Below are 26,455 nucleotides of genomic sequence, written 5' to 3' on the forward strand. Positions count from 1 at the left end.
GGCAGCGGAGACAGCAGAAGCGGACGAGGCGGAGGGGGTGGGAGACGAGGACGGCAGCATGCGGGATCAGCCCTTTACTCCGGTGAGGGTGACGCCTTCGACGAAGGCTTTCTGTGCGAAGAAGAAGACGATGACGACCGGCGCCATGACCAGCAGCGTCGCGGCCATGGTGAGGTTCCAGTTGACGCTGTGGGCGCTCTTGAAGGACTCCAGCCCGTAGGAGAGCGTCCAGGAGGCGGGGTTCTGCGCCGCGTAGATCTGCGGTCCGAAGTAGTCGTTCCAGCAGTAGAAGAACTGGAAGAGGGCGATGGCGGCGATGCCCGGCCTGGCCATCGGTACGACGATCCTGAGCAGGGTGCGCAGCTCCCCGCAGCCGTCGACCTTCGCCGACTCCAGATACTCCTGGGGGATGGTCAGCAGAAACTGCCGCAGCAGGAAGATGGAGTACGCGTCGCCGAACGCCATCGGGATGATCAGTGGCCACAGCGAGCCCGAGAGGTGCAGCTGCTGGGCCCAGACCAGATACATCGGGACCACGATCACCTGCGGCGGCAGCATCATCGTGGAGATGACCAGCACCATCGCGGTGCGGCGGCCGCGGAAGCGGAATTTGGCGAGTGCGTAGGCGACCGGGACCGCCGAGCAGACGGTGAAGAGGGTGCCCAGGCCCGCGTACAGCAGGGAGTTCCTCCACCAGTCCACGAACCCCGGGGTCTGGAAGACGGTGCGGTAGTTGGACCAGTGCCACTCGTGCGGCCACAGCTCGCCGCTCATGGCCTGGGAGTCGCTCATCACGGAGGTCAGGAAGACGAAGACGAAGGGGAGGAGGAAGAACAGGGCGGTGGCGACGGCGAGGGAGTGGACGGCGATCCAGTGCAGCAGCCGGGTGCGGCGGGCGCGGGCGGCCGGGTCGCCGGTCGAGCCGGTATGCGCCGGGGCGGGGCGGGCGGTGAGCGTCGTGGTGGTCATCTCGGATCAGTCCTCCGCCGCAAGCAGGCCTGAGCGCTTGCGCATCAGCAGGGTGGTGACGGCCATGGCGATGACGAAGAGCACGAGGGAGAGCACGCATGCCGCGCCGGTGTTGAAGTTCTGGAAGCCCAGGGAGTAGACGAGCTGCGGGACGGTGAGGGTGGAGTGGTCCGGGTAGCCGGGCTGGATGACCGTGCCGGGACCGATGGAGACACCGGAGGCGAGCTTCCCGGCGACCAGCGCCTGCGTGTAGTACTGCATGGTCTGGACGACGCCGGTGACCACCGCGAACATCACGATGGGGGTGATCGAGGGCCAGGTGACATACCGGAACTTCCCCCAGGCGCCCGCCCCGTCCAGCTCGGCGGCCTCGTACTGCTCCTTCGGCACGTCCAGCAGCGCCGCCATGAAGATCACCATCAGGTCGCCGATGCCCCACAGCGACAGCATCACCAGCGACGGCTTGGCCCATGTGGGGTCGTTGAACCAGGACGGCGCGGGGATGCCGAGCGCCCCGAGGATGTCGTTGACGGGCCCGGTACCGGGGTTGAGCAGGAAGACGAAGGCGACGGTGGCGGCCACCGGCGGCGCCAGATACGGCACGTAGAAGGCCGTACGGAAGAACCCCACGCCCGATTTGAGCTTGGTGACGAGCAGGCCGAGGCCCAGCCCGAAGAGCACCCGCAGCGCGACCATCACCACGACCAGCCACAGTGTGTTCCACAGCGCGGGCCCGAACAGCGGCATCTGCGTCAGCACGTATGTCCAGTTCCGCAGCCCGACGAAATCGGGCGGTTCGATCTGGTTGTAGTGCACGAAGGAGAAGTAGACGGTGGCGATCAGCGGATAGCCGAAGAAGACCGAGAAGCCGATGAGCCAGGGGGAGAGAAAGCCGAGGGTGCGCAGCCGCTCGCGGGTGCGTTTACGCCGTAGCGCGGGCGCGGGGGTGGTGGTTGCCATGGCGGTTCTCCGTCAGCTCTCGGAGTCGGTCCGGGGAGGCGGTGCTGGGAGGTGGTTATGGGAGATGGTGCGGGAATCGGTGCCGGGACGTGGTGCTGGTGCTGGTGCTCGGTTATTTCGTGGCGAGCGGTGCGCGGATGCCCTTCGTGAATTCCCGCAGGGCATACGTGAATTCGCGGTATCGGTTCGCGGGTTCGCCGGATCAGTTCTCGGACTGGAGGGTGTCGGCGTCGATCCGGGCGTCGAGGGCGCGCAGGCCCGCGTCGAGATCGGGGACCCTGCCGGCCTCGACGTCGTAGGAGAAGTCCTGCAGCGCGGTGACGTACTGCCCGCCGTTGGTGGAGGGCGGCAGCGCGACGCTGTGCGGGTTCTGCGCGATGTCGAGGAAGGTGCGGAACGTCGGGTCGGTGTCCAGCGCGGGCGACTTCAGCGCCGCCTTCGTCGACGGCACGTTGTGGATGTCGTTGGCGAACCGCACCACCTGATCGGTGTCCACGGTCAGGAATCTCACCAGTTCCCATGCCGCGTTCTGATGCCGGCTGCTGTGCGCGATGCCGGCGACGGTGCCGGTCAGATACCCCCGCCCGTAGGTTTCGGCCCGGTCGTCGGGCACCGGCATCGGCGCGGTGCCCCAGGCGAACGTCGCCTTCGCCTGCCGGAGCATCAGCCCGCGCCACTCACCGTCCATGTGCATGGCCAGCTTCTGCGTCAGAAAGGCGTTCTGCGAGGACATCTCCTCGCCGAAGGTGGTGCGGAACTTCTCCAGCGGGCCGTAGCCGCCCTGGGCGTCGACCAGCTCGCCGGCGGTGGTGAGGAATTCCTTGGTCGCCGGGTCCTCGGCCAGCCGGGCCTTGCCGTTTCGGCCGAAGTAGGACGGTCCCCACTGGGCGAACATCCGGTCCGGGCTGTTCTGGTAGAGCCGGAAGTTGGGCATGAAGCCCACGCGTCGGTACGAGCCGTCCGCGGCGCGCCGGGTCAGTTTGACGGCATCCCGCTTCAGCTCGGACATGGTGTGCGGCGGCCGCGTGATCCCGGCCTCCTTGAAGGCGTCCTTGTTGTAGTACAGCCCGTAGGAATCGGCGAGCAGCGGCAAGGCGCACTGCCGCTTTCGATAACTCGTGTAATCCAGCAGGGTTTTGGGGAACACCTTCTCCTTGTCCACACCGGTCTTCTTCATGAACGGATCGAGGTCCGCCCACATCCCCGAGGAGCAGTACTGCCCCACATTGCCGGTGGTGAAGGACGACACCACATCGGGTGCGTCGTCCCCGCCGGCCCGCAGCGCCTGGTTCATGGTCTCGTCGGTGACATTGGGGACCACTTTCACCGTGATGTTGCGATGGGTTCTCTCGAAGCGGGCGACGCTGTCGTTGATGGCCTTCGTCTCGCCCGGGGTCGACCAGCCGTGCCAGAAGGTGAGCGTGACCGGCTTGGTGGGATCGTCCCGGTCACTGCCGACGCTCGGATGGGCGCAGCCCGAAACGAGCAGTCCGGCGCCGGCCAGCGCCGCTGACACCCGGATGCGCAGTCGAGAAATCGGCATGGCGGACTTCCTTTACGGCAGGGGGAGTCGGGGAAGCGGCGCGGTGCAGTGTGCGGTGCCGTGCGGGGGAGGGGTGGTTCAGCCGGTGGTGTCGAACACCGCATCGCGGGCGTCCGCGAGCGCCGTCTGCAGCGCGCCGATGAGAATCGGATTTCCGTCGATATCGCTCAGCCGCAGTTCGGGCCGGGGCAGCGCGAGTCCGGTGAACTCCTCCTCGACCAGGGCGCGCAGCGCCTCCCCGCCGGCCTGCGGGACCTCTCCGGAGAGGACCACCAGCCGGGGGTCGACGACCGCGACCACGGCCGCGAGCCCCGTCGCCAGCCGCCTGGCGACCTCCGCCCGGACGTCGGCGCGGCCCAGCGCCTCCTCGACCGTGCGGGTGTCGGCGGCCCCGTACTCCCGGGCCAGCGCGATCACGCTCGGCGAGCCGACCAGCCGCTGGAAGCCGCCGCCGGCGTCCGGCCGGGCGGCGCTGCGGTCGCCGCCCCGGGCCAGCGGCGCGCCGGGCAGCGGCATATAGCCGATCTCGCCCGCGCCGCCGGTGGCTCCGCGCAGCAGCCGACCGCCGAGGACGATGGCGGCGCCGACCCCCTCGTCCGCCCACACCAGCACGAAGTCGTCGAAGTCCTGCGCCGCCCCGTCCTGCTGCTCGGCGACCGCCGCCAGATTCACATCGTTCTCGATGGTGATCGGGGTGCCCAGCACCTCGGCCAGCTCCTCCTTCAGCGCCCGCGAGTGCCAGTCCGGCAGATGCGGCGCGTAGCGCAGTCGGCCGGTCTGCGGGTCCAGCGCCCCGGGGGTGCCGATCACGGCGCCGTGCAGGTCCTCGCGGCCCAGCCCGGCCTTGGCCAGCGCGCCGTCGACGGCCCTGGCGACCAGCTGCGCCGTCCGGTTCGGCGCCGCCTCGTCCACCGCGTCGGTGCCGACCCGCTCCTCGCCGAGCACCTGCCCGGTGATGTCCGCGACCGCGGCGGTGATCCCCAGCTGGTCGACCGCCAGCGCCGCGATGTGCGCCGCCGTCGGGTCGATCTCGTACAGCTGGGCGTTGGGCCCGGGCCGCCCGGTCACGTTCCCGGTCGTCCGCACCAGCCCGGCGGCCTCCAGACGCGCCAGCAGCTGCGAGGCGGTGGGCTTGGACAGCCCGGTCAGCGCCCCGATCTGGGTGCGGGTCAGCGGTCCCTGCGACACCAGCAGATCGAGCGCGGCGCGGTCGTTCATGGCCCGCAGGACCCGCGGCGTCCCAGGGGTCCCTTGCGCTTGCTGCCCGCCGGCCATGACCGTCACCCCGTTCGCCGGGCGGCCGTGACGGCCACCGAGGATCTGTTAGGAAACCTTCCAATCGATGGACAGGAAGGTAGGTCGCGGGCCGGGGCGGCGTCAATGGGTTGAGCACGGTGAGTTGCCGGCGGAGCACGCCGGGCGCGGTAGGCGGGTACGGCGGGCGGGTACGGCGCGGGGGCGCGGCGGGCGGGTACGGCGAAGGGGCAGCTGCGAGGTGCGTCGCGGCTGCCCCTTGTGTGGCGGGGGAGGTGCCCGGCGTCACGTCGCCGGCGTCATCTCGCCCGGTGTCACTTCCCGAGCTTCGGCGCCGCCGCTATCGGGTCGGTCGCCAGGGACTGCGGCGACGTCGGGTTGTTGAGGGCCGAGGGGGCGCCCATGGCGGCGGTGGGGTCCGCCGGGGCCGCCTGCTCCTCCTCCTCTTCCGGGACAGGGCGCGGGGCGAGGTGGACGCCGGCGGCGTCCAGGGCGCGCTTGATGCGCCAGCGCAGTTCGCGCTCCACACCCAGGGCCTTGCCGGGCATGGTCTTGGCCGAGACGCTGAGGGTGACCGTGTCCAGGTGCACCTCGCTCAGGCCGAGCACCTCCACCGGCTCCCACAGCCGCTCGTTCCACGGCTCCGCCTTGGACATCTCCTCGCCGGCGGCGGTGATGGTGTCGCGGGCGCGCTCCAGGTCCTGGTCGGCGGCGATCACGACGTCGACGGCGGCCGTGGACCAGCCCTGGCTGAGGTTCCCGATCCGCTTGACCTCGCCGTTGCGGATGTACCAGATGGCGCCGTTGGGCCCCCGCAGCTTGGTGACCCGCAGACCGACCTCGATGACCGTGCCGGTGGCCACGCCCGCGTCGATCTCGTCGCCGACGCCGTACTGGTCCTCAAGGATCATGAAGACGCCGGAGAGGAAGTCGGTGACGAGGTTGCGGGCGCCGAAGCCGATGGCGACGCCGGCCACACCGGCGCTCGCCAGCAGCGGCGCGAGATTGATCTGGAGCACCGAGAGCACCGTCAGCGCGGCGGTACCCATGATCACGAACGAGGCGACGCTGCGCAGCACCGAACCGATGGCCTCGGAGCGCTGGCGCCGGCGCTCGGCGTTGACCAGCAGACCGCCCAGCGCGGTGCCCTGGGCGGCGGCCGCGGTGCGGTTCATCCGCTCGATGAACTTGGTGATGGTGCGGCGAATCACATGGCGCAGCACCACCGCGATCACGATGATCAGCAGGATCTGCAGGCCGGACGTGAGCCACGTCCCCCAGTTCTCCGACACCCAGCCGGCGGCGTTGGTGGCCTTCTGTGTGGCCTCGTCGAGCGAGGTCGGGCCGGTGGAGTCGGGTGCGGCCGCGCGCAGCGGCGCGGCGGCGACCGGCGAAGCGGACCAGAACACAGTCGAACCTTCCGTGGGGGACAGCAGACCCGGACCGCGGGGCCCCCGGGGCCGGGCAGACCATCCACACTAACGGGGCAACGGGGGCGGTCCGTGCCCGTGTTCGAGCCGGGAGGTCCCCGGGCGGCCGAAATGAGCCGTATCCGCGGGGAAGTGCGGGGGTGTGGTGGAAAACACCTCCGGCCCGTTACTCGGTCATGGTGGCGCTCCGACCAGGCACCGGGGGACACTGTGGGGAGATCGTCCCGGCGCGAGCCACGCGCCGCCGGCGTACAAGGAGGCACCCGTGCCGCATGTCCTGGTCCTCAACGCGTCGTACGAGCCGCTCGGCGTCGTACCGCTCCGCCGCGCGCTCATCCTCGTACTCAATGAGAAGGCTGTGAGCCTCGAGGAGTCCGGCGCCCTGATGCACAGCGCGACCCGTGCCGTACCGGCTCCGAGTGTGGTCCGCTTGAAGCGGTTCGTGCGGGTGCCCTTTCGCGGCCCCGTGCCACTGACCCGCCGGGCGCTGTTCGCCCGTGACGGCGGGCGCTGTATGTACTGCGGTGGCGTCGCAACCAGCGTCGACCACGTCATCCCGCGCAGTCGCGGCGGTCAGCACACCTGGGAGAACGTCGTCGCCGCCTGCCGGCGATGCAATCACGTCAAGGCAGACCGCCATGTCGCCGAGATCGGCTGGCGGCTGCGCCATCAGCCCGCCCCGCCGTCAGGACTGGCGTGGCGGATCATCGGCACGGGCCATCGCGATCCGCGCTGGCTGCCGTATTTGCAGCCGTACGGCGCGGATGACGCCTTGGCCCGGATCGACGCCGTATCGGCGTAGCCGGGCCCTTGTACGTGTGGGCCGCCGTGCGGACGGAGCGTCACTTCGTCCGCACGGCGGCAGCACGCCGCCCGCTAAGCGCTATCCGCGGTCCTCGACCGCGTACGCCTCCACCGACCACAGCGAGTACCCGAAGCGGGTGGCCCGCTTGTCGCCCTGTATCCGTACGAAGCGGGCGTCCTTCGCGTCCATCCTGACCGACTCGCGGCCGCCCTTGCCGTCCCGCACCGTGGCGGCCGTGCGCCAGCTGCGGCCGTCCGGAGAGACCTGGATGCGGTAGCGGGCCGCGTAGGCGTCCTGCCAGTTCAGCACGAGCCGGCCGAGGCGGGCCGGGTGCGCCAGCGCGAACTGGAGCCAGGCGCCGTCATCGGCGGTCGAGGACCAGCGGGTCCTGGGATTGCCGTCGGTGACGGCCGAGGCCGGGAAGTCGGCGGTCTCGTCCCCCGAGGACGTGGCGACGGCGCCGCGCGCCAGGTCCTTGCCGCCGGTGCGCGGATAGGCACGCAGGGACAGCGTCTGCTCCTCGCCGCCGAAGGCCACCGGGATCTCATACGTCCCGGAGGCGGCGGATTCGGGCACGTCGATGCTGATGCGGACGGTGGCGGTGCCGCCCCGCGGCGCGGTGACCTCCTCGGGCGCGTGCACGGTGAAGCCCTTGGGTGCCTTGACCGTCAGCTTCTCGCGGACGTCGCCCGGGCGGCGGGAGAAGAGCCGGGCGTCGACCGTCGCGCTGCCGCCGGCCTGTGCGTCCGCCTCCTTGCGGGACAGTTCGAGCCCGGCCGGCGGGGTGTCGTCGAACCAGGGGGTCAGCGCGTGGACGGACGGGGCCTCCGCGCCGTTCGCCCAGGTCAGACGGACCGCGTCGGCACGCAGCCGGGGGGTGCGGGACTCGGTCCAGCCGGTCGCGGAGAGCCGGTCGAGGGGGCGCCAGCCCTCGCCGGGGACATGCGCCTGAAGCTGGACGGCGCCCGCGGACGGCCCCGGGTCGGTCAGCGCGGTGACCGCGGCCAGCGGGCGGGCCCGTTCGAAGGGGACGGTGAGGGAGGTGGGGTCGGCGCCCTCGGTGGGGCGGGGGGCGTCGCCGCGGCTGCCGACCCAGGCGTCGGCCTCGGTCATCGCCCGCTGCAGGAACGGGGCCAGGACACCCTTGCCGACCGTCGCCGGGCTCCGCTCGGCCTCCTTGCGCAGCCGCTGCACCGCGCGCTGGGCCGACCAGGCGGCGTCGCCGTCGCCCCGGGCCTGCGCCGTCAGCGTGTCCACGGCCTGCTCGCCGGCGCTGCCGTAGCGCGCCAACTGCTCGGCCCAGGGCCGAATTTCGGCGGCCAGGTCCGAGTTGAGGCCCTCGGGGGCGGTGCTCATGGCGTGGAAGGCGGTGCGCAGCGCCCTGGCCGCCTTGGCGTAGTCGGGGTCCTTGCCGGGCCGGCCGCCGTTGACCGCCGCCTCGCGGGTCTCCCAGAAGCGGTCGATCAGGGGGCGCAGATATCCGGACTCCTCGCGGTTCAGCAGCGAGGAGGAGGCGTTGCCGGCGAGCGCGCGCAGGGCGGCACGGGCCCGGGGGGCGCTGCCCGCCAGGTCGTCGATGGCCGCCTCCCAGGACTCCGCCGGGCGGTACTCGCGCGGGTTCCAGGCGTAGTCGGCGCTGGTGAAGAGCGGGATACGGGAGGCCAGCGGCTGCTCCATGGCGTTGGCGAGCAGCGCCGAGGAGCCGGTGGCGACGGCCGGCTCACGGCCGCGGTAGGGGCCGAGGAAGATCCGGTCCTGCGCGTAGTCGTTGACCGGGTAGTTGTCCATGGTGACCAGCCGGTGGCCGAACGCCTGGCGGGCGGTGGACAGTTCGCCGCCGGTGATGGTCCGCGGGACCACCCCGACGCCGGTCCAGGCCACCTCGACCCGGTCGGTGAGCGCGTCGGCGAGCGCGCTGCGGTACGCCGTCGAGCCGTCCTGGTAGTACTCGGTCGGCATCAGCGACAGCGGCGCGGCATCCGGGTGCCGCTCGCGCAGATGGGCGGCGAGCGCGTTGGCGATGCGGGCCTGTGCCTTGGCGGCCGCCTCGGGGCCGGTGCCGAAGGCGTCCTCGTCGGCGCCGCAGTGCCATTCGTCGTAGCTGACGTCCTGGAACTGCAGCTGGAAGGAGCGCACCCCCAGCGCCCACATCGCATCCACCTTGCGCCGCAGCGCCCGCAGGTCCTCCTCGGACGAGAAGCACAGCGCCTGACCGGGGGCGAGCGCCCAGCCCAGCGTGACGTGGTTGGCGCGGGCCCGCTCGGCCAGCGCCCGGAAGTCCTCGCGCTGCGCGGCCGGATACGGGTCGCGCCAGCGGGCCTGGCGGTAGGGGTCGTCACCGGGCGCGTACAGATAGCGGTTCTGCTTGGTGCGGCCCAGGAAGTCCAGCTGGGCGAGCCGCTGCGCCCGGCTCCACGGCTGGCCGTAGAACCCCTCGGTGGTGCCGCGCACCGCCGTGCCGGGCCAGTCCCGTACGGCCACCGACGCCAGCTGCCGTCCGCCGCCCTCGTGGTCCGCGCCCTCGGTGACCAGCTGCCGCAGGGTCTGCGCGGCGTGGAAGAGGCCGTCCGGACCGACGCCGGCCAGCGCGACCGTGTCCCGCCCGCCGACCTGGCCCACGGCCAGCCGGTAGCCGCCGGAGGGCAGATCGCCGCGGGCCGGTGCGCGCAGCGCCCGCAGCGCCTGCTCGGCCCGCTCGCCGCCGACCAGGATCACCGGCCCGGCCGCGGGCAGCCGCTCGCCGGGCGCCGACCGGCGGACCGTGCGCACCCCGGCGTCCCGCAGCAGCCCGCGCAGCACGTCCAGGGTGTACGGGTCGGTGTCCGGCGCGGCCACCAGCGTCGCCTCGCCGCCCAGGGGTACGGCGGTGCCGAGCTCCTGCAGCGACTGAGGGCGCGGCCAGACGGCGGGCAGCCGCCCGGCGCCGGCCGGCCGGTCCGGCTGGTCGGGGGTGCCGACGGCCGGGTCCGCGGGCGCCGCCTGGGCGCTGGGCACCCCGCCGAGCAGCCCGCCGATGACCGCGGCGGCCAGGGCGGTGGTCCCCGCCGCCCGCGCGCGGGCGCCCGCGCCGCTCCCCCTGCCGCTCCTACCGATTCTTCCGACGCTCCACACGCCCCGGCCTCGCACGGCTGCTCCTCGTCCCCGTCCATCACTCGCCGGCTTTCACCGGCGCCCCGTATTCCCGCCGATGTCCGTTCGGACAGACCTTCGGCCGTGAGCCCACCATTGTGGCGGTGAGGGTGTCAACCGGGCGATGCCGGGGTCCGGACGGCTGTGCGGACGCGGGGTGCGGCCGGCGCTCCGGGCGGTCGTGCGCGAGGGGGCCGGTCCGCAGGAATTCCGTCGCGGGGGCCGGTTGCGACGCGTTCTGTGTGTCCACGGGTGTCCCGGGCAGTGAAATCGCCTGCGTGGGGGATAATGTGACGTGGATCACGTTTCGTGAGCAGATGCGTCTGCGAACGTGTCGAGTGGGTAGGGCCCACGTGTCCCACTATCGATGAACGGGAGGCCTTCGTGGCCGCGTCCGCTCAACTGCTCCTCGACGCCCTGTCCTCCAAACCGGGAGGTGCGACGATGGAGTCCGATCTCTTCGACGGGGTGTCCAACCCCGACTCCGGCCTGGACGGCTCCGGGTCCTTCAGCTTCGTCGAGCCGCCCCTGACCAGCGAGCCCCCGCTCGCCGACGCCGCACCGCTGACCAGCGAGGTGCCGATCGCCGCCGAGCTGCCGCTGACCAGCGAGCCGACGGCCGCCGGCCTGGGCACGGAGTCCATGGAGGTCTGAGGGCCCATGGGGCGTGCTCGGCTCGCCCGGTTGTACGGCGTCGCCACGTCGTACGCACCCGCACCGGGCAGGACCATCAAGATCGCCGACGACACCGTCGTCGCCGTGCTCGCCGCACTGGGAGTCGACGCCTCCACCCCGCACGCCGTACGCACCGCCCTGGCCGCGTACGAGGACGGACCGGGCCGCGCCCTGCTGCCGCCCACCGTCGTCGCCCGCCCGGGCCGGCCGCCCGACCTCGCCGGTCTCCCCGAGGGCACCGTCCTTCGGGTGGAGCCCGAGGACGGTCAGCCCCCCGGCGACCTGACCGGGCCCGGGCCGCGGGAGCTGGCCCGGCTCCCCCTGGGTGTCCATACGCTCCGCGCCCACGCCCCCGACGGGCGCCGCGCCCGCGCCCACCTGATCGTCGCGCCCGACCGGGTGCCCGCGCCGCCCGGCCGCAGCCATGGCTTCCTGGTGCAGCTGTACTCCCTGCTGTCCCGGCAGTCCTGGGGCATGGGCGACCTCGGTGACCTCGCCGACCTCGCCGCCTGGTCCGGACGCGCGCTGGGCACCGGCTTCGTCCAGCTCAACCCGCTGCACGCGGCCGTCCCCGGTCCGCCCACCGACCCCTCGCCCTACCGCCCCTCCTCCCGCCGCTTCCCCGACCCGGTCCATCTGCGGATCGAACACATCCCGGAGTACGCCCAGCTGACCGGCGCCGCCCGCTTACGGGCCGACGAGCTGGCCGCCCGGGCCGGTGCGCTGCGCGCCGAGGTGCTCGACCGCGGCGCGCTGATCGACCGGGACGCGGTCTGGGCGCTCAAGCGCGAGGCCCTGGAGCTGCTGTCGGCGATTCCGCTCACACCGGGCCGGCGGGCCGCGTACTGCGACTTCCTCGCCGAACAGGGGCAGGCGCTGGAGGACCACGCCACCTGGTGCGCGATCGCCGAGCGCCATGGCGCCGACTGGCGCCGCTGGCCCGCCGAACTGCGCGATCCGCGCTCCCCGGCCACGGCCCGGCTGCGGCCGCGGCTGCTGGCGCGGATCGACTTCCACTGCCGGCTCGCCTGGCTCACCGACCAGCAGCTGGCCACCGCGCAGCGGGCCGCGCGGGACGCCGGGATGGGGGTCGGGCTGGTGCACGACCTCGCCGTCGGTGTCCACCCCTCCGGCGCCGACACCTGGGCGCAGCGGGACGCCTTCGCCGCGGGCATGTCCATCGGGGCGCCGCCCGACGCCTTCAACGCCCGCGGCCAGGACTGGGGCCTGCCGCCGTGGCGCCCGGACGCCCTGGCCGCCGCGGGCTACGCCCCGTACCGCGAGCTGCTGCGCGGACTGCTGCGGCACGCCGGCGCGCTGCGGATCGACCATGTGATGGGGCTGTTCCGGCTGTGGTGGGTGCCCGAGGGCCGGCCGCCGACCGAGGGCGCGTACGTCCGCTACGACGGTGAGGCGATGCTCTCGGTGCTCGCCCTGGAGGCCCACCGGGCCGGCGCCGCGGTGATCGGCGAGGACCTGGGCACGGTCGAGCCGGGGGTGCGCGGCGAACTGGCCGAACGGGGCGTCCTGGGCACGTCGGTGCTGTGGTTCGAGCGGGATTACGGGAACGGGGGCGGCGACGGGGAGCCGGCCGGGGACGCCGACGAGGCGGCCGCCCCGCGGCCCGCCGCCGAGGCCCGCATCCTCGCCCCCGACGAGTGGCGCAGCGCCTGCCTGGCCACCGTCACCACCCACGACCTGCCGTCCACCGCCGCCCGCCTGACCGGCGAGGACGTCGCCCTGCGGGAACGGCTGGGGCTGCTGGCCGGACCGCCGGAGCGGGAGCGGTCCCGGGCCGCATACGAACGCGCCGAGTGGATGGGGGAGTTGGTGCGGCGCGGGCTGCTGCCCGAGGGGGCGGGTGACGAGGAGGCGGCGGTCAAGGCCGTGCACCGCTTTCTGCTGCGCACCCCGGCGCGGATGGTCGGGGTGTGGCTGCCCGACGCGGTGGGCGACCGACGCCCGCAGAACCTCCCGGGGACATGGGATGAATACCCGAACTGGCGCCTCCCGATCGCCGGCCCCGAGGGACGTCCACAGACCCTCGAAGAGCTGGCGGCATCGCCCCGACTCCACGCGCTGATGCGGGAACTGTCGCACGAACTGCGCTGAAGCCAGGTGCTGCGCACACCCTTCCGGTCTCCCGTGCCGTCCGGCACCATGCCCTGGACACCATCCAGACATCCGACCATTCGGGCCTGTGCTTGTGTGCTCGGCATGGTTCGGCGAGGTGGAGGGAACCATGGCTCCTCGCAGCATCCGGCGCACGCTGTGCGCGCTCGCGCTGACCGCGGCCGCCGCGCTCGTCCCCGTCCACAGCTCCCTGGCCCAGGCGACGCCGGCCGCCGGGCCCCCGGCCTCCGGCCCCTGCGATCGGCCCGTACGCCCGGCCTCCCAGATGGCCGTCGAGCCCTGCGACACCCCCGGCCGGATCATCGACAAGGCCGCCCACATCGTGCCCACCAAGGGGCAACTCGCCTGGCAGCGGCGGGAGGTCACCGCCTTCACCCACTTCGGGATGAACACCTTCACGGGCCGTGAATGGGGCTCCGGCGCCGAGGACGAGAAGCTCTTCGACCTCTCGGGGGCCTCCCGCTCCGGCTCCCTGCGCAGGGACGTCGACCAGTGGATGCGCGCGTACAAGGCGGCCGGTGCCGAGCAGGTGATGCTGACCGCCAAGCACCACGACGGCTTCGTGCTCTACCCGAGCCGCTACACCCCGCACTCCGTCGCCGCGAGCCCCGGCCGCCCCGACGTCGTCGGCGCCTATGTCACGGCCGCCCGCCGGGCCGGGCTGAAGGTCGGGATCTACCTCTCGCCGTCCGACGGCGCCGAACTGCCGCACGCCTGGCACGCCCGGTGGGTCGAGGAGATCCGCAAGAAGCAGCAGGAGGGCAAGCCGCTCAGCCTGCCCGAGCGGGTCGCGCTGGAGGACGGTGCGCACGCACCGCGCGGCCTGGGCCGGTTCGGCAACGGCAGCGAGGTCACCGAGCGCACCCTCCCGACCTTGGTCCCCGGCGACGACCGGGCCGCCGCCGTCCGCAGCGGCCGGCTGCCCGTCTTCCACGTCCGGGCGGACGACTACGACGCGTACTACCTCAACCAGGTCTACGAGCTGTTCACTCAGTACGGGCCCCTCGACGAGCTGTGGCTGGACGGCGCGAACCCCTGGACGGACTCCGGCATCACCCAGAAGTACCAGGTCGCACAGTGGTTCCGGCTGATCCACCGGCTGTCCCCGGACACCGTGGTCTTCGCCGGGCCGCAGGGCGCCCGCTGGGTCGGCAACGAAAGCGGCGTCGCCCGCGAGACGGAGTGGAGCGTCACCCCTTCCGCGGCCGACCCGTGGACGGTCATGGCCGGCGGGCTGCCCCACGACTCCACCGACCCCGACATCGGCTCCCGCGCCCGGCTGCTGGCGCCCACCACCAGGTACCTCCAGTGGTACCCGGCCGAGGCCGATGTCTCGCTGCGGCCGGGCTGGTTCCACCACCCCGGTGAACGGCCCAAGACGCCGGCGCAGTTGGTGGACCTGTACGAGAAGAGCGTGGGCCGCAACGCCTCGCTGCTGCTGAACGTCCCGCCCGCCAGGGACGGCCGGATCGCCGCCGAGGACGTCGCCTCGCTCACCGCCTTCGGGACGGCCGTGCGCGAGACCTACGGCAGGGACCTGCGGGCGGCCGGCCCGGGGCCCTGGACCTTCGACCGGATCGGGCTCGCGGAGGACATCCGCCACGGCCAGCGGGTCGAGCGCTTCGCCGTACAGGCGCGGACCGGCGGGACGTGGACGACGCTCGCGCGCGGCACCACCATCGGACACCGGCGGATCCTGGTGCTGCCGCGGCCGGTGACGGCGGACGCCGTACGGGTCGTCGTCGAGGAAGCCCGCGGGCGGACCCGCCTGGCACCCGTGACGCTGCACCTCGGCCGGGGAGCGGGCGGCTGAGGGGCCTGTTGCGCCACCCCGGGCGCGCGGGGCGGCGGGGCGTCCGATACGTTGACTTCGTGAGCAACAAGGTCAATAAGAATGTCCTGCGCGCCGGAACCATCACCGCCGGCACCGCGCTGCTGCTGCTGATGTCGTCCCCCGCGTTTGCGCTCGCCCGCGACGACGGTGACGACCCGGGTCCGGGCCTGAGCGTGATCGAGACGCTCGGCCTCTATGTCGTAGCCCCCATCGTGATCTTCCTGATCATCGCCGGACTGGTCATGGTGGGTGACAAGTCCCGCAAGCAGGCCAAGTCCTAGGACCTGCTCGCCCGACGGCCGCCGCCGCGGCCGGCACGGGTACCAGCGACGCCTCAAGGGCGCCCATCGGTGACAAGAACCGAGGGGCGCCCTTTGTCGTACCCGGATATTTCCGCAGGTGAAAAAGGGGTTGCGGGGCGGCTATCGAGCGATTTTCGGCCGGTTTGCGAGGGGCCGGCGTTTAACCGGCCCTAACCTACGATGACGTAACCTACGCAGCCGTAGGTCAAACCTACGGCCCCGTAGGTCATCGTCCCCCTGGAGTTCCCCCGTGACCATCGCCCCCGCCCGCCATAACGGAGAGCGCGGCCAGGCCGCCTGGAGCGACGCCCAGCTGCTCTACGCACTCGAAGAGGTCGTCGAGAAGGAACTCAACCGGCACGAGAAGGTCGCCAAGGAGTGGATGCCCCACCAGTACGTCCCCTGGAGCGACGGCCGGAACTTCCCCGGGGTGCTGGAGGACGGCGAGGCCTGGGCTCCCGAGCAGTCCAAGGTCACCGAGATCGGCCGGATCGCCCTGGTGGTCAACCTCCTGACCGAGGACAACCTCCCCAGCTACCACCACGAGATCGCCACCCTCTTCGGGCGCGACGGCGCCTGGGGCACCTGGGTGCACCGCTGGACCGCCGAGGAGGGCCGGCACGGCATCGTGATGCGCGACTACCTGCTCACCAGCCGGGCCGTCGACCCCGACGAGCTGGAGCGGTTCCGCATGGCCCACATGTCGGAGGGCTTCGAGGCCGACAACTCGCACAGCATGCTGCACTCGGTGGCCTACGTCGCCTTCCAGGAGCTGGCCACCCGCATCTCGCACCGCAACACCGGCCACCACTCCGGCGACCCGGTCTGCGACCGGATGCTCGCCCGGATCGCCGCGGACGAGAACCTCCACATGCTCTTCTACCGCAACCTCCTGGGCGCGGCGTTCGAGCTGGCCCCCGACCAGACCATGTGCGCCGTACGCGACGTGGTCACCGGCTTCCGGATGCCCGGCCACGGCATGCCCGGCTTCGAGCGGGCCGCCGCCCGGATGGCCCTCGGCGGGATCTACAACCTGCGCATCCACCACGACGACGTGCTGCAGCCCGTGCTGCGCTATCTGAAGGTGCTGGAGATCGGCGGCCTGGGCGCCGCCGGCCTGGCGGCGCAGGAGGAGCTGGGGCTGTTCATGGACGGCCTGGACGGCCAGGCGCGGAAGTTCGACGAGCGGCAGGCGGCGATCCTCGCCCGCCGGCAAGCCCGCAGGTAAGGCGACCGCCGGTCGTCACCTTTCAGTCTGCCTACAGGGTTTGATCGAAATTATTCGATGGACCTGATGGGTTCGGGCTGCCACGGTGGAGTCTCACCACCACCGAGGAGAGGAAGCCGTGGCAGTCCTGGAGTACGTCCGTAGGCACCGCACACCCTTCGCGCAGGGCGGGGGCACCCCCGTGCGGGCGGGGCAGAAGCCAGGCGCGGCGGCGTCGCGAGCGGGGGCGGGCCTGGCCCTCGCCCTGGCGGCGACCGTGGTCTGGTCCGGCAACTTCGTCATCGCCCGGGCCCTGCACGACGCCGTCCCGCCCGTCCAGACCGCCTTCTGGCGCTGGATCATCGCGCTGCTCGCGGTCGCACCACTCGCGCTGGCGCAGGTCCGCCGCCAGTGGCCGGCCGTCCGCCGGCACCTCGGATTCCTGACGCTGGCCGCCCTGTTGGGCGTCACCTGCTTCAACACCCTCGTCTACCAAGCCGGGCGCTCCACTTCGGCCACCAACATGGCCATGATCGCGGCCGCCTCGCCGATGATGATCGCCCTCTTCGACCTCGTCGGCGGGCGGCGCGGCCAGGCCCGCGAGAGGCTCGGCGCGCGCCGGGCGGCCGGCATGCTGATCGCGCTGCTCGGCGTCGTCACCCTGGTCGGCAAGGGCTCACCGGCCGCCCTGTGGCAACTCGACTTCGCCGCCGGCGACCTGTGGATGCTCGCCGCGACCGCCACGTTCGCCGGCTACAGCGCCCTGCTGCGCCGCCGCCCCCCGGAGATCGGCGGGCGCGCCTTCCTCTTCATGACCTTCGCGCTGGGCACGGCCATGCTGGCGCCCGCCTACGGTGTGAGCCTCGCCGTCGAGGGCGGCTTCACCCCCGGTGCCGCGACGGTCGGGCCGCTGCTCTACATAGGCCTGCTGTCCTCCGCCGTCGCCTACTTCACCTGGAACAAGGCGATCGCCCTGGTCGGCGCCGCCCGCGCCGGGGTCGTCTACTACCTCCAGCCGGTGTGCGTGGCGCTGCTCTCGCTACCCGTCCTGGGGGAGCCCGTCGGGCCCGTGCAACTGCTGTGCATGGCGCTGATCGTGGCCGGTGTCGCCCTGGGGGCGGCGGGCACCCGGCGGTGAGCGCCGCGCCGGGTGCGTACGCTGCCCGCATGGCCGACTGGGACATCAAAAAGCTGCGTATCCTGCGCACCCTTCAAGAGCTGGGCACGGTCACCGCGACCGCCGAGGCGCTGCACATGACGCCCTCGGCGGTCTCGCAGCAGCTGATCGGGCTGGCCAAGTCGCTCGGGGTGACGCTGCTGGAGGCCCAGGGCCGGCGGGTGCGGCTGACCGACGCCGCGCAGCTGGTGCTGCGGCACGCCGAGGCGGTCTTCGCGCAACTGGAGCGCGCGGACGCGGAGCTGCTGGGCTACCTCCAGGGCGAGGCCGGCCAGGTGCGGGTCGGCGCGTTCTCCACGGCCATCCCCGCGCTGGTGGTCCCCGCGGTCCAGGAGCTGCGCCGCACACACCCGGGCCTGTCGGTCGCCGTACGGGAGGCGGAGGCGGAGGCCGCCTACGAGCTGCTGGCGGAGGGCAGCGTCGACCTGGCGCTGTCGCTGGCCGCGCACGCCCCCACCCCGCGCGACCCCAAGTTCAGCCGGGTCGCGCTGCTCGCCGACCCGCTGGACGTGGCGCTGCCGGCCGGTCATCCGCTGGCCTCCGAGCCCGGACTGCGGCTGGCCGACCTGGCGGGCGAGCCCTGGATCTTCGGCAGCAGCGGGCCCTGGTCGCAGATCACCACCGCCGCCTGCGAGAACGCCGGGTTCGTGCCCGAGCAGGCGCACGCCGCCGCCGACTGGAGCGCGATCTGGGCGATGGTCGCGGCGGGCATGGGGGTGGCGCTGGTGCCCCGGATGGCGATGGCGGGCGGTATCGGCGCCTTCGGGGGCGGGGAGCCGGGCGGACGGGACGGCCGTACCCGGGTCGCGTTGCGGGTGCTGTCCGGAGACCAGCCGCGGCGCCATGTGGTCGCGGCCGTCCGGCGCGGCTCCGAGGGGGCGCCGGGGCTGGCCCGGGTACTGGCCGCGCTCCGTCAGGCGGCCATCGCCCAGGCGCCCCGGGAGGGCTTCCACACCGGCGGCTGAACGGGCGGACCGCCCTCGCCTACCATTCAGTCCTGCTGAACATATTCCTCAAAAACTTTCGATGGACCTGTGGGGTGGTCCGCTGCGACGGTGGATCGGTCCACACCACCCGGCACATCGAAGGGCAACGATGACCAACACCCCGGCCGACACCACCGACCCGCACGCCAACGACGCCAACCCGTACGGCGGCGGAGACCCCTACGCCGACTACCGCGGCGGGGACTTCCCCTTCACCTCGCTCGTCGATCTCGCCGACCGCCGCTTCGGCGCCGGTGTGATCGCCGCGAACGACGAGTTCTTCGCCGAGCGCGAGAATCTGCTGAAGCCGACTCCGGCGGTCTTCGACCCCGAGCACTTCGGCCACAAGGGCAAGATCATGGACGGCTGGGAGACCCGGCGCCGCCGCGGCGCCGACGGCGAGCACCCCTTCCCGACCGACGACGAGCACGACTGGGCGCTGATCCGCCTCGCCGCCCCCGGCGTGATCCGCGGCGTCATCGTCGACACCGCCCACTTCCGGGGCAACTACCCCCAGCAGGTCACCGTCGAGGCGACGTCGCTGCCCGGCAGCCCCAGCCCCGAGGAGCTGCTCGCCGACGACGTGAAGTGGGAGGAGCTGGTAGCGCGCACGCCCGTCCGCGGCCACGCCGCCAACGGCTTCGAGGTCACCGTCGAGCGCCGCTTCACACACCTGCGCCTCAAGCAGCACCCCGACGGCGGTATAGCCCGCCTCCGGGTCTACGGCGAGGTCGTGCCGGACCCGGAGTGGCTCGATGTGCTCGGCACCCTCGACCTGGCCTCCGTCATGCACGGCGGCACCGTCGAGGACGCCTCCGACCGCTTCTACTCCTCGCCCACCCAGATCATCCAGCCCGATCTGTCCCGCAAGATGGACGACGGCTGGGAGAACCGCCGCCGCCGGGTCAAGGGCACCCACGACTGGGTGCGCTTCCGCCTCGCGGCCCAGGGCGAGATCCGCGCCGTCGAGATCGACACCGCCTACCTCAAGGGCAACTCCGCGGGCTGGGCCGCCCTGTACGGCTGTGACGCGGCCGCGGGCGACCCGGCCGACGACGCCTCGTGGTTCGAGATCCTGCCGCGCACGAAGCTGCAGCCCGACACCCCGCACCGCTTCGCGCTGCCGCGCCGGGTGACCGCCACCCACGTACGGCTGGACGTCTTCCCCGACGGCGGCCTGGCCCGCATGCGCCTGCACGGCGATCTCACCGAATCCGGCCGCGCCGACCTGGTCCGCCGCTTCGACGAGCTCAGCGGCTGAAGCCGCCCCCTGTTTGCCACCGGGCCCCGGTAGGAGGGGGCGGGGCCCGGCGCGCACTTCCCCCGCGCCCTTCGAGGAGCCGGGGGACACCCCATCGCCCGGCGGACGGCAACGCATCTGGCGCCCGTCCGCCGGGCGGCCCCACGCTTCCGCGGGGGCCGGCGACTTCGCGGACGGGCCCTACGCCGCCGCGTCCGCCGCCTGCGCCTTCAGCGCCCGCTCGATTCCCGCTCGCGACTCGGTGACCAGGCGGCGCAGTGCCGCGCTCGGTTCGGCCGAGGCCAGCCAGGCGTCGGTGGCGTCCAGGGTCTCGGGGGAGACCTGCAGCGCCGGGTAGAGGCCCACCGCGATCTGCTGGGCCATCTCGTGGCTGCGGGAGTCCCAGACGGACTTCACCGCGTCGAAGTACTTCGCGGTGTACGGCGCCAGCAGCTCCCGCTGGTCGGTCTGCACGAAGCCGCCGATGACGGCCTCCTGCACGGCGTTGGGGAGCTTGTCGGACTCCACGACCGAGGCCCAGGCCGCGGCCTTGGCCTCCTCGGTCGGACGGGCCGAGCGCGCCGTCGCGGCATGCCGCTCGCCCGCCGAGGTCCTGTCCCGCTCCAGCTCCGCCGCGATGGCCTGCTCGTCCGCCCGCCCGGTGGCCGCCAGCCGCTGCAGCAGCGACCAGCGCAGCTCGGTGTCCACCGCCAGCCCGGAGATCTCCGCCGTGCCGTCCAGCAGCCCCTGCAGCAGATCGAGTTGCTCGTCGGTACGGGCCGCGGCGGCGAACGCCCTGGCCCAGGCCAGCTGGTGGTCGCTGCCCGGCTCGGCCGCCCGCAGGTGCTCAAGCGCCGCGTCGGTCCAGGTCGCCAGCCCCTGCTCGCGCCACTTCGGCGCCGCGTACAGGTCCAGCGCCAGCTTCACCTGGCGGTGCAGCGACTGCACGACACCGATGTCCGACTCCTTGCCGATGCCCGACAGCACCAGCGACAGGTAGTCACGGGTGGCCAGTTCGGCGTCCCGCGTCATGTCCCAGGCCGACGCCCACGACAGCGCACGCGGCAGCGACTCGGTGAAGTCCCCGAGGTGCTCGGTGACGACCTTCAGCGACTCCTCGTCCAGCCGGACCTTCGCATACGACAGGTCGTCGTCGTTGAGCAGGACGACGGCCGGCCGCCGCGTGCCCACCAGCTGCGGCACGGCGGTCCGCGCACCGTCCACGTCCAGCTCGATCCGCCCGGTGCGCACCAGCTTGCCGTCCTGCAGCTCGTAGCAGCCGATCGCGATCCGGTGCGGCCGCAGCACCGGCTCGCCCTTGGCGCCGGCGGGCAGCGCCGGAGCCTCCTGCCGGACCGCGAACGAGGTGATCACGCCGTCCGCGTCGACCTCGATCTCCGGCCGGAGGATGTTGATCCCGGCCGTCTCCAGCCACTTCTTGGACCAGGTCGTAAGGTCCCGCCCGCTGGTCTCCTCCAGCGCGCCCAGCAGATCGCTCAGCCGGGTGTTGCCGTAGGCGTGGGCCTTGAAATAGGCCTGCACGCCCTTGAAGAACTCCTCCATGCCGACGTAGGCGACCAGCTGCTTGAGGACGCTGGCGCCCTTGGCGTAGGTGATGCCGTCGAAGTTGACCAGCACATCGTCGAGATCGCGGATCTCGGCCATGATCGGGTGCGTGGACGGCAGCTGGTCCTGCCGGTAGGCCCAGGTCTTCATGGAGTTGGCGAACGTCGTCCACGAGTGCGGCCACTTGCTGCCGGGCGCGTAGGCCTGGCAGGCGATGGAGGTGTACGTGGCGAACGACTCGTTCAGCCACAGGTCGTTCCACCACTCCATGGTGACCAGGTCGCCGAACCACATGTGCGCCAGCTCGTGCAGGATCGTCTCCGCCCGCACCTCGTACGCCGCGTCCGTCACCTTCGACCGGAAGACGTACTGGTCGCGGATGGTGACCGCGCCCGCGTTCTCCATCGCGCCGGCGTTGAACTCCGGCACGAAGAGCTGGTCGTACTTCGCGAACGGGTAGGCGTAGTCGAACTTCTCCTGGAACCAGTCGAAGCCCTGCCGGGTGACCTCGAAGATCGCGTCCGCGTCCAGGTGCTCGGCCAGCGACGGCCGGCAGTAGATGCCCAGCGGCACCGACTGCCCGTCCTTCTCGTAGGAGCTGTGCACGCTGTGGTACGGGCCGACGATCAGCGCGGTGACATACGTCGAGATCCGCGGCGTCGGCGCGAAGCGCCAGACGGTCCCGCTCGGCTCCGGCGTCGGGGAGTTGGAGATCACCGTCCAGCCCTCCGGGGCGTTCACGGTGAACTGGAACGTCGCCTTCAGGTCCGGCTGCTCGAACGAGGCGAACACCCGCCGCGCGTCCGGCACCTCGAACTGCGTGTAGAGGTAGGCCTGCTGGTCCACCGGATCCACGAAACGGTGCAGACCCTCGCCGGTGTTGGTGTACGCGCAGTCCGCGACGACCCTCAGCTCGTTGCGGCCGGCCGGCAGCCCGCGCAGCGCGATCCGGGAGTCCGCGAACACCTCGTCCGGATCCAGCGCGGCGCCGTTGAGCACCACCTCGCGCACGGCCGGCGCCACCAGGTCGATGAACGAGTCGGCGCCCGCCTCCGCGACATCGAACCGCACGGTCGTCGTGGACCGGTACGTTCCGCCTTCCTGCGCACCGGACAGGTCGAGATCGATCTCGTACGCGTCCACGGTCAGCAGCCGCGCCCGCGCCTGCGCCTCGTCGCGGGTCAGATTCGTGCCAGGCACCCGGTCATCTCCTTCGCATCGGTTGTCGCATCGGACTCTTCGGCCATCCTTCCACGCGGTCGGCGCTGTGACCCGTGAGTAGGGTGAGTGGCAGGCGCGAGCGCCGGGGCCGGGGGAACGGCCCTCCGCAAACGCGGCGTCCGAAACCCGCCGGCACTCGCCGCCCACGCAGCCGACGCTGGACGTATGACGACCTACACCCCGCACCCCATCCCCGCCACCGCGCTGAAGGAACTCCGCGTCACCGACGACGCCGGGCGGCCCCTGGAGCCCTACCTCGCCCGTGAGGACGGCGTACCGGTGGACTGCGTCGGCAGCCCGCTGCGCTGCTGCCTGCGGGCGATCCGGGCCGGCGAGCGGGTCGCGCTGGTGTCCTATGCGCCGCTGCGCCGCTGGGCGGCCCGGACGGGGGCCGCTCCCGGCGCGTACGATGAGCAGGGGCCGGTGTTCATCCACGCCGACGAGTGCGGCGGGCCGGACGGGGACGCCGCCGGGTACCCCTTCGCGCGGCCCGGAGCGCTGCGGACCCTGCGCCGCTACAACGCCCAGGGGCAGATCGTCGGCGGGCGGCTCCTGGAGATCCCCCAGGACGCCGGGGCCGGGTTCGACGCGGCCTTCGCCGAGGCCTTCGCCGACCCGGAGGTGGCGCTGGTGCACGTACGCGCCGTCGAGTACGGCTGCTTCCAGTTCGAGGTCCGGCGGGCCGGCTGAGCCCCTCGCCGCAAAACGTGCGAGTGCCCGTACGGCACAGGGGTCCGTACGGGCACTCGGTGCGCTCGGGCGCGGTCAGCCGCGCAGCTCCGCTGCGACCAGCTCCGCGATCTGGACGGCGTTCAGTGCCGCGCCCTTGCGGAGGTTGTCGTTGGACAGGAACAGCGCCAGGCCGTTGTCGACGGTCTCGTCCCGGCGGATCCGGCCCACGAAGGACGCGTCCTGGCCGGCGGCCTGGAGCGGGGTGGGCACCTCGGAGAGGGCGACGCCGGGGGCGCCGGCCAGCAGCTCCTGGGCGCGCGCCGGGCTGATGGGACGCGCGAAGCGGGCGTTGACCTGCAGCGAGTGGCCGCTGAAGACCGGGACGCGGACGCAGGTGCCGGACACCTTCAGCTCCGGGATCTCCAGGATCTTGCGGCTCTCGTGGCGGAGCTTCTGCTCCTCGTCGGTCTCGTTCAGACCGTCGTCGACGATCGAGCCGGCCATCGGCAGGACGTTGAAGGCGATCGGGCGGACGTACTTGTCCGGCGCGGGGAACTCCACGGCCGAGCCGTCGTGCGTCAGCTTGGTGGCGTCCTGCTCGACCGCCTTGCGGACCTGGCCGTCCAGCTCCTCCACGCCGGCCAGGCCGCTGCCGGAGACCGCCTGGTAGGTGGCGACGACGAGGGAGACCAGGCCGGCCTCGTCGTGCAGCGGGCGCAGTACCGGCATCGCGGCCATGGTCGTGCAGTTCGGGTTGGCGATGATGCCCTTGGGGCGGTCCGTGATCGCCTGCGGGTTGACCTCGGAGACGACCAGCGGCACCTGGGGGTCGCGGCGCCAGGCCGAGGAGTTGTCGATCACGACGGGGCCCGCGGCGGCGACCTTCTCCGCCAGCGCCTTGGACGTCGCGCCGCCGGCCGAGAACAGGACGATGTCGAGCCCGGAGAAGTCGGCGGTGGCCGCGTCCTCGATCGTGATCTCGGTGTCCTGCCACGGCAGGGTGCGTCCGGCGGACCGGGCCGAAGCGAACAGCCGCAGCTGCTCGACCGGGAAGTTCCGCTCGGCGAGAATGCCCCGCATCACGCCGCCGACCTGTCCGGTGGCTCCGACGATTCCGACCCTCATGGGACTCCTTCTTTCTGGCCTGGCTTCGGTGACTGCTCCAGAACACCTGCTCAGTAGTGCCTCCATCATGTGTGTGACACCCGTCGCCTTGTCCAATCCATTCCAGTCTGTGGAGGGTCGAGGGAGCGGGCGGTCGCGCAACGTACTGCACTCGTAGCGGAGCGTGTTCACCGGGCCGGCGTACGGCCGCCTGATACCCCGAGGAGTGAACGCGCGGTGACCGCCGGTCGCACCTCCGGGCAGGGCTGGGTGACCGGCCGGTGGCCGGCAGATCCCTGTGCGGTGATGGGTTCCCCGCGTTGCGGTGGCGTTCACGCGCAGGTCACTCCGGATGCCAACGATCCCTGGTGACAGGGCAGTTGTGCTGCTGAAGGACGACGAGCAGTCCCACTTCCGCCACCACTGGTCCCGGCCGCCTTTGCGTTCGCACTCGGGGAGCCTCGCGTATGTCCCGTATCCGGTCCGCCGCCACTCTCGACCGCCGTACGTTCCTCGCCGCCACCGGCGCCGTCGGCGCCGCCACCGGGCTCGGGCTCGCCGTCGGCGTCGGCCCCGACCGGGCGGCGCAGGCCGCCACCGTCGCCCCCGGCCCGGCCCCGGCCGCGCCCGCCGCCGTCGACGCCCCCGCCGTCCCCCGTGTGCCGTACGCCAGGGGCACCACCCTCGGCTCCGCCTCCGCCCCGCGCGGCAGCGGAGGCTACCGCCGGCTCGCCGACGGCCCCGGCTGGGACCGGGTCGTGCGCGCCGAGCTGGCCGCCGCCCACGGCGGGCGCGAGCGGCGGCGCACCGCGCTGGCGTCGTTCGTGCAGTTCACCGACCTGCACCTGGTCGATGTGCAGAGCCCGCTGCGCTACGAGTACCTGCGCGCCGAGACCGCCAGCGCCTGGCGGCCGCAGGAGGCGCTGTCCGTCGCCGGCGTGGTCTCGCTGATCGAGCGGGTCAACGCGCTGCCCGGCGGGCCCGCCACCGGCGCCCCGCTGTCCTTCGTGATGACCACCGGCGACAACACCGACAACAACTCCAAGCTGGAGCTCCAGTGGTTCCTGACCGCGATGAGCGGCGGCCGGATCACCCCCAACTCCGGTGACCCGCGCCGCTACGAAGGCGTCCAGGACAGCGGGCTGAAGCTGTACTGGCAGCCGGACAGCGCACTGCGCGACGCCGACAAGCAGCTGGGCTTCCCGCGGCTGCACGGGTTCCTGGACGCGGCCATCCGCACCGTCCACAGCCCGGGGCTGCGGCTGCCCTGGTACTCCACGGTCGGCAACCACGACTCGCTGCCCGGCGGGTGCTACGCGCCCGGTGACCCGTTCTTCGCCGAGATAGCCACCGGCGGCCGCAAGCTGGAGAAGCTGCCGGCCGCCGAGGCCGCGAAGGTCTGGAAGGCGGTCAAGGAGGGCCTGGACCCCAAGGGCGAGGACTTCAAGCGGCTGCTGAAGACCCACGCCCGGCAGGCCAGGAGCGTCACCCCCGACGCGCGCCGCGCCCCCTTCACCCGCGCCGAGTACCTGCGCGCCCACCTCGACCCGGCGCACACCGGCCCCGGCCCGCACGGCCACGGCTACACCGCGGCGCACCTGGACACCGGCCGCCTCTACTACACCTTCCGCGTCTCCGACGACGTCCTCGGCATCAGCCTGGACACCACCGACCCCGGCGGCCACTACACCGGCTCGGTCGGCGAGGCCCAACTGCGCTGGCTGGAGCGGACGCTGAAGCAGAACGAGCGGGGCGAGAAGGCGCATGTGCTGGTCTTCAGCCACCACACCAGCAAGACCATGAACAACACCCGTCCCGACCCGGCCCGGCCGCACGAGAAGCGGTACGGCGGCGCGGAGCTGGTCGAGCTGCTGGCCGCCCATCCCTCGGTCGTCGGCTGGATCAACGGCCACAGCCACAAGAACGACATCACCGCGCACGGCACCTTCTGGGAGGTCTCCACCGCTTCGCACATCGACTTCCCGCAGCTGGCCCGGGTCGTCGAGCTGGTGGACAACCACGACGGGACGCTGTCGCTGATCACCACGCTGGTGGCGTCGGCCGCCCCGCACCGCACGGACTTCACCGACCTCTCGCAGACCGGGCTGGCCGCCCTCTACCGCGAGCTGTCCTTCAACGCGCCCGCGGCCCGTACGGACCTGGTGGGCACGGCCCGAGACCGCAACGTCGAGCTGCTGCTCAAGCGGCGCTGACGGACGGGAACGGAGCCGGGGGCGGGGACGGAGCC

General features: G+C 72.5%; 19 protein-coding genes. 11 read left to right on the top strand and 8 right to left on the bottom strand.

Annotated features, from left to right (window positions below; genetic code table 11):
* Positions 1-66 precede the first annotated feature (66 nt).
* The 5 genes from ACZ5XZ_RS14660 to ACZ5XZ_RS14680 form a co-directional block, all read right to left on the bottom strand.
* Positions 67-969, bottom strand: a complete 903-nt coding sequence (locus ACZ5XZ_RS14660; protein WP_468977747.1) for a carbohydrate ABC transporter permease — start codon at positions 967-969, stop codon at positions 67-69.
* A gap of 6 nt (positions 970-975) precedes the next feature.
* Positions 976-1,929: a carbohydrate ABC transporter permease gene (locus tag ACZ5XZ_RS14665; protein WP_468977749.1), complete on the bottom strand. Its 954-nt coding sequence runs from the start codon at positions 1,927-1,929 to the stop codon at positions 976-978.
* Positions 1,930-2,131: 202 nt separating this feature from the next.
* Positions 2,132-3,472 (bottom strand): ABC transporter substrate-binding protein, encoded by a 1,341-nt coding sequence (locus ACZ5XZ_RS14670; RefSeq protein ID WP_468977752.1) that lies wholly within the window; start codon positions 3,470-3,472, stop codon positions 2,132-2,134.
* 78 nt (positions 3,473-3,550) lie between these two features.
* Complete coding sequence (locus ACZ5XZ_RS14675) at positions 3,551-4,690, bottom strand: ROK family transcriptional regulator (RefSeq protein WP_468977753.1); 1,140 nt, start codon at positions 4,688-4,690, stop codon at positions 3,551-3,553.
* A 350-nt stretch (positions 4,691-5,040) separates the two neighbouring features.
* On the bottom strand, positions 5,041-6,135 hold the full coding sequence (locus ACZ5XZ_RS14680; RefSeq protein WP_468977755.1) for a mechanosensitive ion channel family protein: 1,095 nt from the start codon (positions 6,133-6,135) through the stop codon (positions 5,041-5,043).
* Between the two features lie 286 nt (positions 6,136-6,421).
* Here ACZ5XZ_RS14680 and ACZ5XZ_RS14685 point away from each other — a divergent pair, with 286 nt between their 5' ends.
* On the top strand, positions 6,422-6,958 hold the full coding sequence (locus ACZ5XZ_RS14685; RefSeq protein ID WP_468977757.1) for an HNH endonuclease: 537 nt from the start codon (positions 6,422-6,424) through the stop codon (positions 6,956-6,958).
* Between the two features lie 81 nt (positions 6,959-7,039).
* Here ACZ5XZ_RS14685 and ACZ5XZ_RS14690 read toward each other — a convergent pair whose 3' ends face one another.
* The gene (locus ACZ5XZ_RS14690; RefSeq protein ID WP_468977869.1) at positions 7,040-9,991 is read right to left on the bottom strand and encodes a beta-N-acetylglucosaminidase domain-containing protein; all 2,952 of its coding nucleotides are present in this window, start codon (positions 9,989-9,991) and stop codon (positions 7,040-7,042) included.
* A 483-nt stretch (positions 9,992-10,474) separates the two neighbouring features.
* Between ACZ5XZ_RS14690 and ACZ5XZ_RS14695 the strand changes: the two genes are divergently transcribed.
* From ACZ5XZ_RS14695 to alc, 8 genes are all read left to right on the top strand, one after another.
* On the top strand, positions 10,475-10,744 hold the full coding sequence (locus tag ACZ5XZ_RS14695; protein ID WP_384431191.1) for a hypothetical protein: 270 nt from the start codon (positions 10,475-10,477) through the stop codon (positions 10,742-10,744).
* A 6-nt stretch (positions 10,745-10,750) separates the two neighbouring features.
* Positions 10,751-12,877 carry a 4-alpha-glucanotransferase gene (gene malQ, locus ACZ5XZ_RS14700; protein ID WP_468977758.1) on the top strand — a complete coding sequence of 709 codons (2,127 nt, stop codon included), beginning with the start codon at positions 10,751-10,753 and terminating at the stop codon, positions 12,875-12,877.
* Positions 12,878-13,007: 130 nt separating this feature from the next.
* Positions 13,008-14,711, top strand: a complete 1,704-nt coding sequence (locus tag ACZ5XZ_RS14705) for an alpha-L-fucosidase (RefSeq protein ID WP_468977760.1) — start codon at positions 13,008-13,010, stop codon at positions 14,709-14,711.
* A gap of 59 nt (positions 14,712-14,770) precedes the next feature.
* On the top strand, positions 14,771-15,013 hold the full coding sequence (locus ACZ5XZ_RS14710) for a hypothetical protein (protein WP_468977762.1): 243 nt from the start codon (positions 14,771-14,773) through the stop codon (positions 15,011-15,013).
* A 271-nt stretch (positions 15,014-15,284) separates the two neighbouring features.
* The gene (locus tag ACZ5XZ_RS14715; protein WP_468977763.1) at positions 15,285-16,262 is read left to right on the top strand and encodes an acyl-ACP desaturase; all 978 of its coding nucleotides are present in this window, start codon (positions 15,285-15,287) and stop codon (positions 16,260-16,262) included.
* A gap of 118 nt (positions 16,263-16,380) precedes the next feature.
* Positions 16,381-17,379, top strand: a complete 999-nt coding sequence (locus ACZ5XZ_RS14720; RefSeq protein WP_468977765.1) for a DMT family transporter — start codon at positions 16,381-16,383, stop codon at positions 17,377-17,379.
* A gap of 29 nt (positions 17,380-17,408) precedes the next feature.
* Positions 17,409-18,383, top strand: a complete 975-nt coding sequence (locus ACZ5XZ_RS14725; protein ID WP_468977767.1) for a LysR family transcriptional regulator — start codon at positions 17,409-17,411, stop codon at positions 18,381-18,383.
* A 130-nt stretch (positions 18,384-18,513) separates the two neighbouring features.
* Positions 18,514-19,665, top strand: coding sequence for an allantoicase (gene alc / locus ACZ5XZ_RS14730; RefSeq protein WP_468977769.1), 1,152 nt, complete (start codon positions 18,514-18,516; stop codon positions 19,663-19,665).
* Positions 19,666-19,845: 180 nt separating this feature from the next.
* Here the strand turns inward: alc and pepN are convergent, their stop codons facing one another.
* Positions 19,846-22,410: an aminopeptidase N gene (gene pepN, locus ACZ5XZ_RS14735; protein ID WP_468977771.1), complete on the bottom strand. Its 2,565-nt coding sequence runs from the start codon at positions 22,408-22,410 to the stop codon at positions 19,846-19,848.
* 186 nt (positions 22,411-22,596) lie between these two features.
* On the opposite strand from pepN, the gene ACZ5XZ_RS14740 reads away from it, so the two are divergent.
* Complete coding sequence (locus ACZ5XZ_RS14740; RefSeq protein ID WP_468977774.1) at positions 22,597-23,121, top strand: DUF1203 domain-containing protein; 525 nt, start codon at positions 22,597-22,599, stop codon at positions 23,119-23,121.
* 75 nt (positions 23,122-23,196) lie between these two features.
* Here the strand turns inward: ACZ5XZ_RS14740 and ACZ5XZ_RS14745 are convergent, their stop codons facing one another.
* The gene (locus tag ACZ5XZ_RS14745) at positions 23,197-24,228 is read right to left on the bottom strand and encodes an aspartate-semialdehyde dehydrogenase (RefSeq protein ID WP_468977776.1); all 1,032 of its coding nucleotides are present in this window, start codon (positions 24,226-24,228) and stop codon (positions 23,197-23,199) included.
* Positions 24,229-24,674: 446 nt separating this feature from the next.
* Between ACZ5XZ_RS14745 and ACZ5XZ_RS14750 the strand changes: the two genes are divergently transcribed.
* On the top strand, positions 24,675-26,420 hold the full coding sequence (locus tag ACZ5XZ_RS14750) for a TIGR03767 family metallophosphoesterase (protein ID WP_468977777.1): 1,746 nt from the start codon (positions 24,675-24,677) through the stop codon (positions 26,418-26,420).
* Positions 26,421-26,455 lie beyond the last annotated feature (35 nt).

This window comes from Streptomyces sp. NPDC033270 (assembly GCF_055576575.1).

Excerpts from the sequence above, each read along its gene's own strand:
- ACZ5XZ_RS14675 (WP_468977753.1), bottom strand. The coding sequence starts at position 4,690 with ATGAACGACCGCGCCGCGCTCGATCTGCTGGTGTCGCAGGGACCGCTG.
- ACZ5XZ_RS14745 (WP_468977776.1), bottom strand. The coding sequence starts at position 24,228 with ATGAGGGTCGGAATCGTCGGAGCCACCGGACAGGTCGGCGGCGTGATG.
- ACZ5XZ_RS14750 (WP_468977777.1), top strand. The coding sequence starts at position 24,675 with ATGTCCCGTATCCGGTCCGCCGCCACTCTCGACCGCCGTACGTTCCTC.
- ACZ5XZ_RS14740 (WP_468977774.1), top strand. The coding sequence starts at position 22,597 with ATGACGACCTACACCCCGCACCCCATCCCCGCCACCGCGCTGAAGGAA.
- alc (WP_468977769.1), top strand. The coding sequence starts at position 18,514 with ATGACCAACACCCCGGCCGACACCACCGACCCGCACGCCAACGACGCC.
- ACZ5XZ_RS14660 (WP_468977747.1), bottom strand. The coding sequence starts at position 969 with ATGACCACCACGACGCTCACCGCCCGCCCCGCCCCGGCGCATACCGGC.
- ACZ5XZ_RS14665 (WP_468977749.1), bottom strand. The coding sequence starts at position 1,929 with ATGGCAACCACCACCCCCGCGCCCGCGCTACGGCGTAAACGCACCCGC.
- ACZ5XZ_RS14670 (WP_468977752.1), bottom strand. The coding sequence starts at position 3,472 with ATGCCGATTTCTCGACTGCGCATCCGGGTGTCAGCGGCGCTGGCCGGC.
- malQ (WP_468977758.1), top strand. The coding sequence starts at position 10,751 with ATGGGGCGTGCTCGGCTCGCCCGGTTGTACGGCGTCGCCACGTCGTAC.
- ACZ5XZ_RS14725 (WP_468977767.1), top strand. The coding sequence starts at position 17,409 with ATGGCCGACTGGGACATCAAAAAGCTGCGTATCCTGCGCACCCTTCAA.
- ACZ5XZ_RS14705 (WP_468977760.1), top strand. The coding sequence starts at position 13,008 with ATGGCTCCTCGCAGCATCCGGCGCACGCTGTGCGCGCTCGCGCTGACC.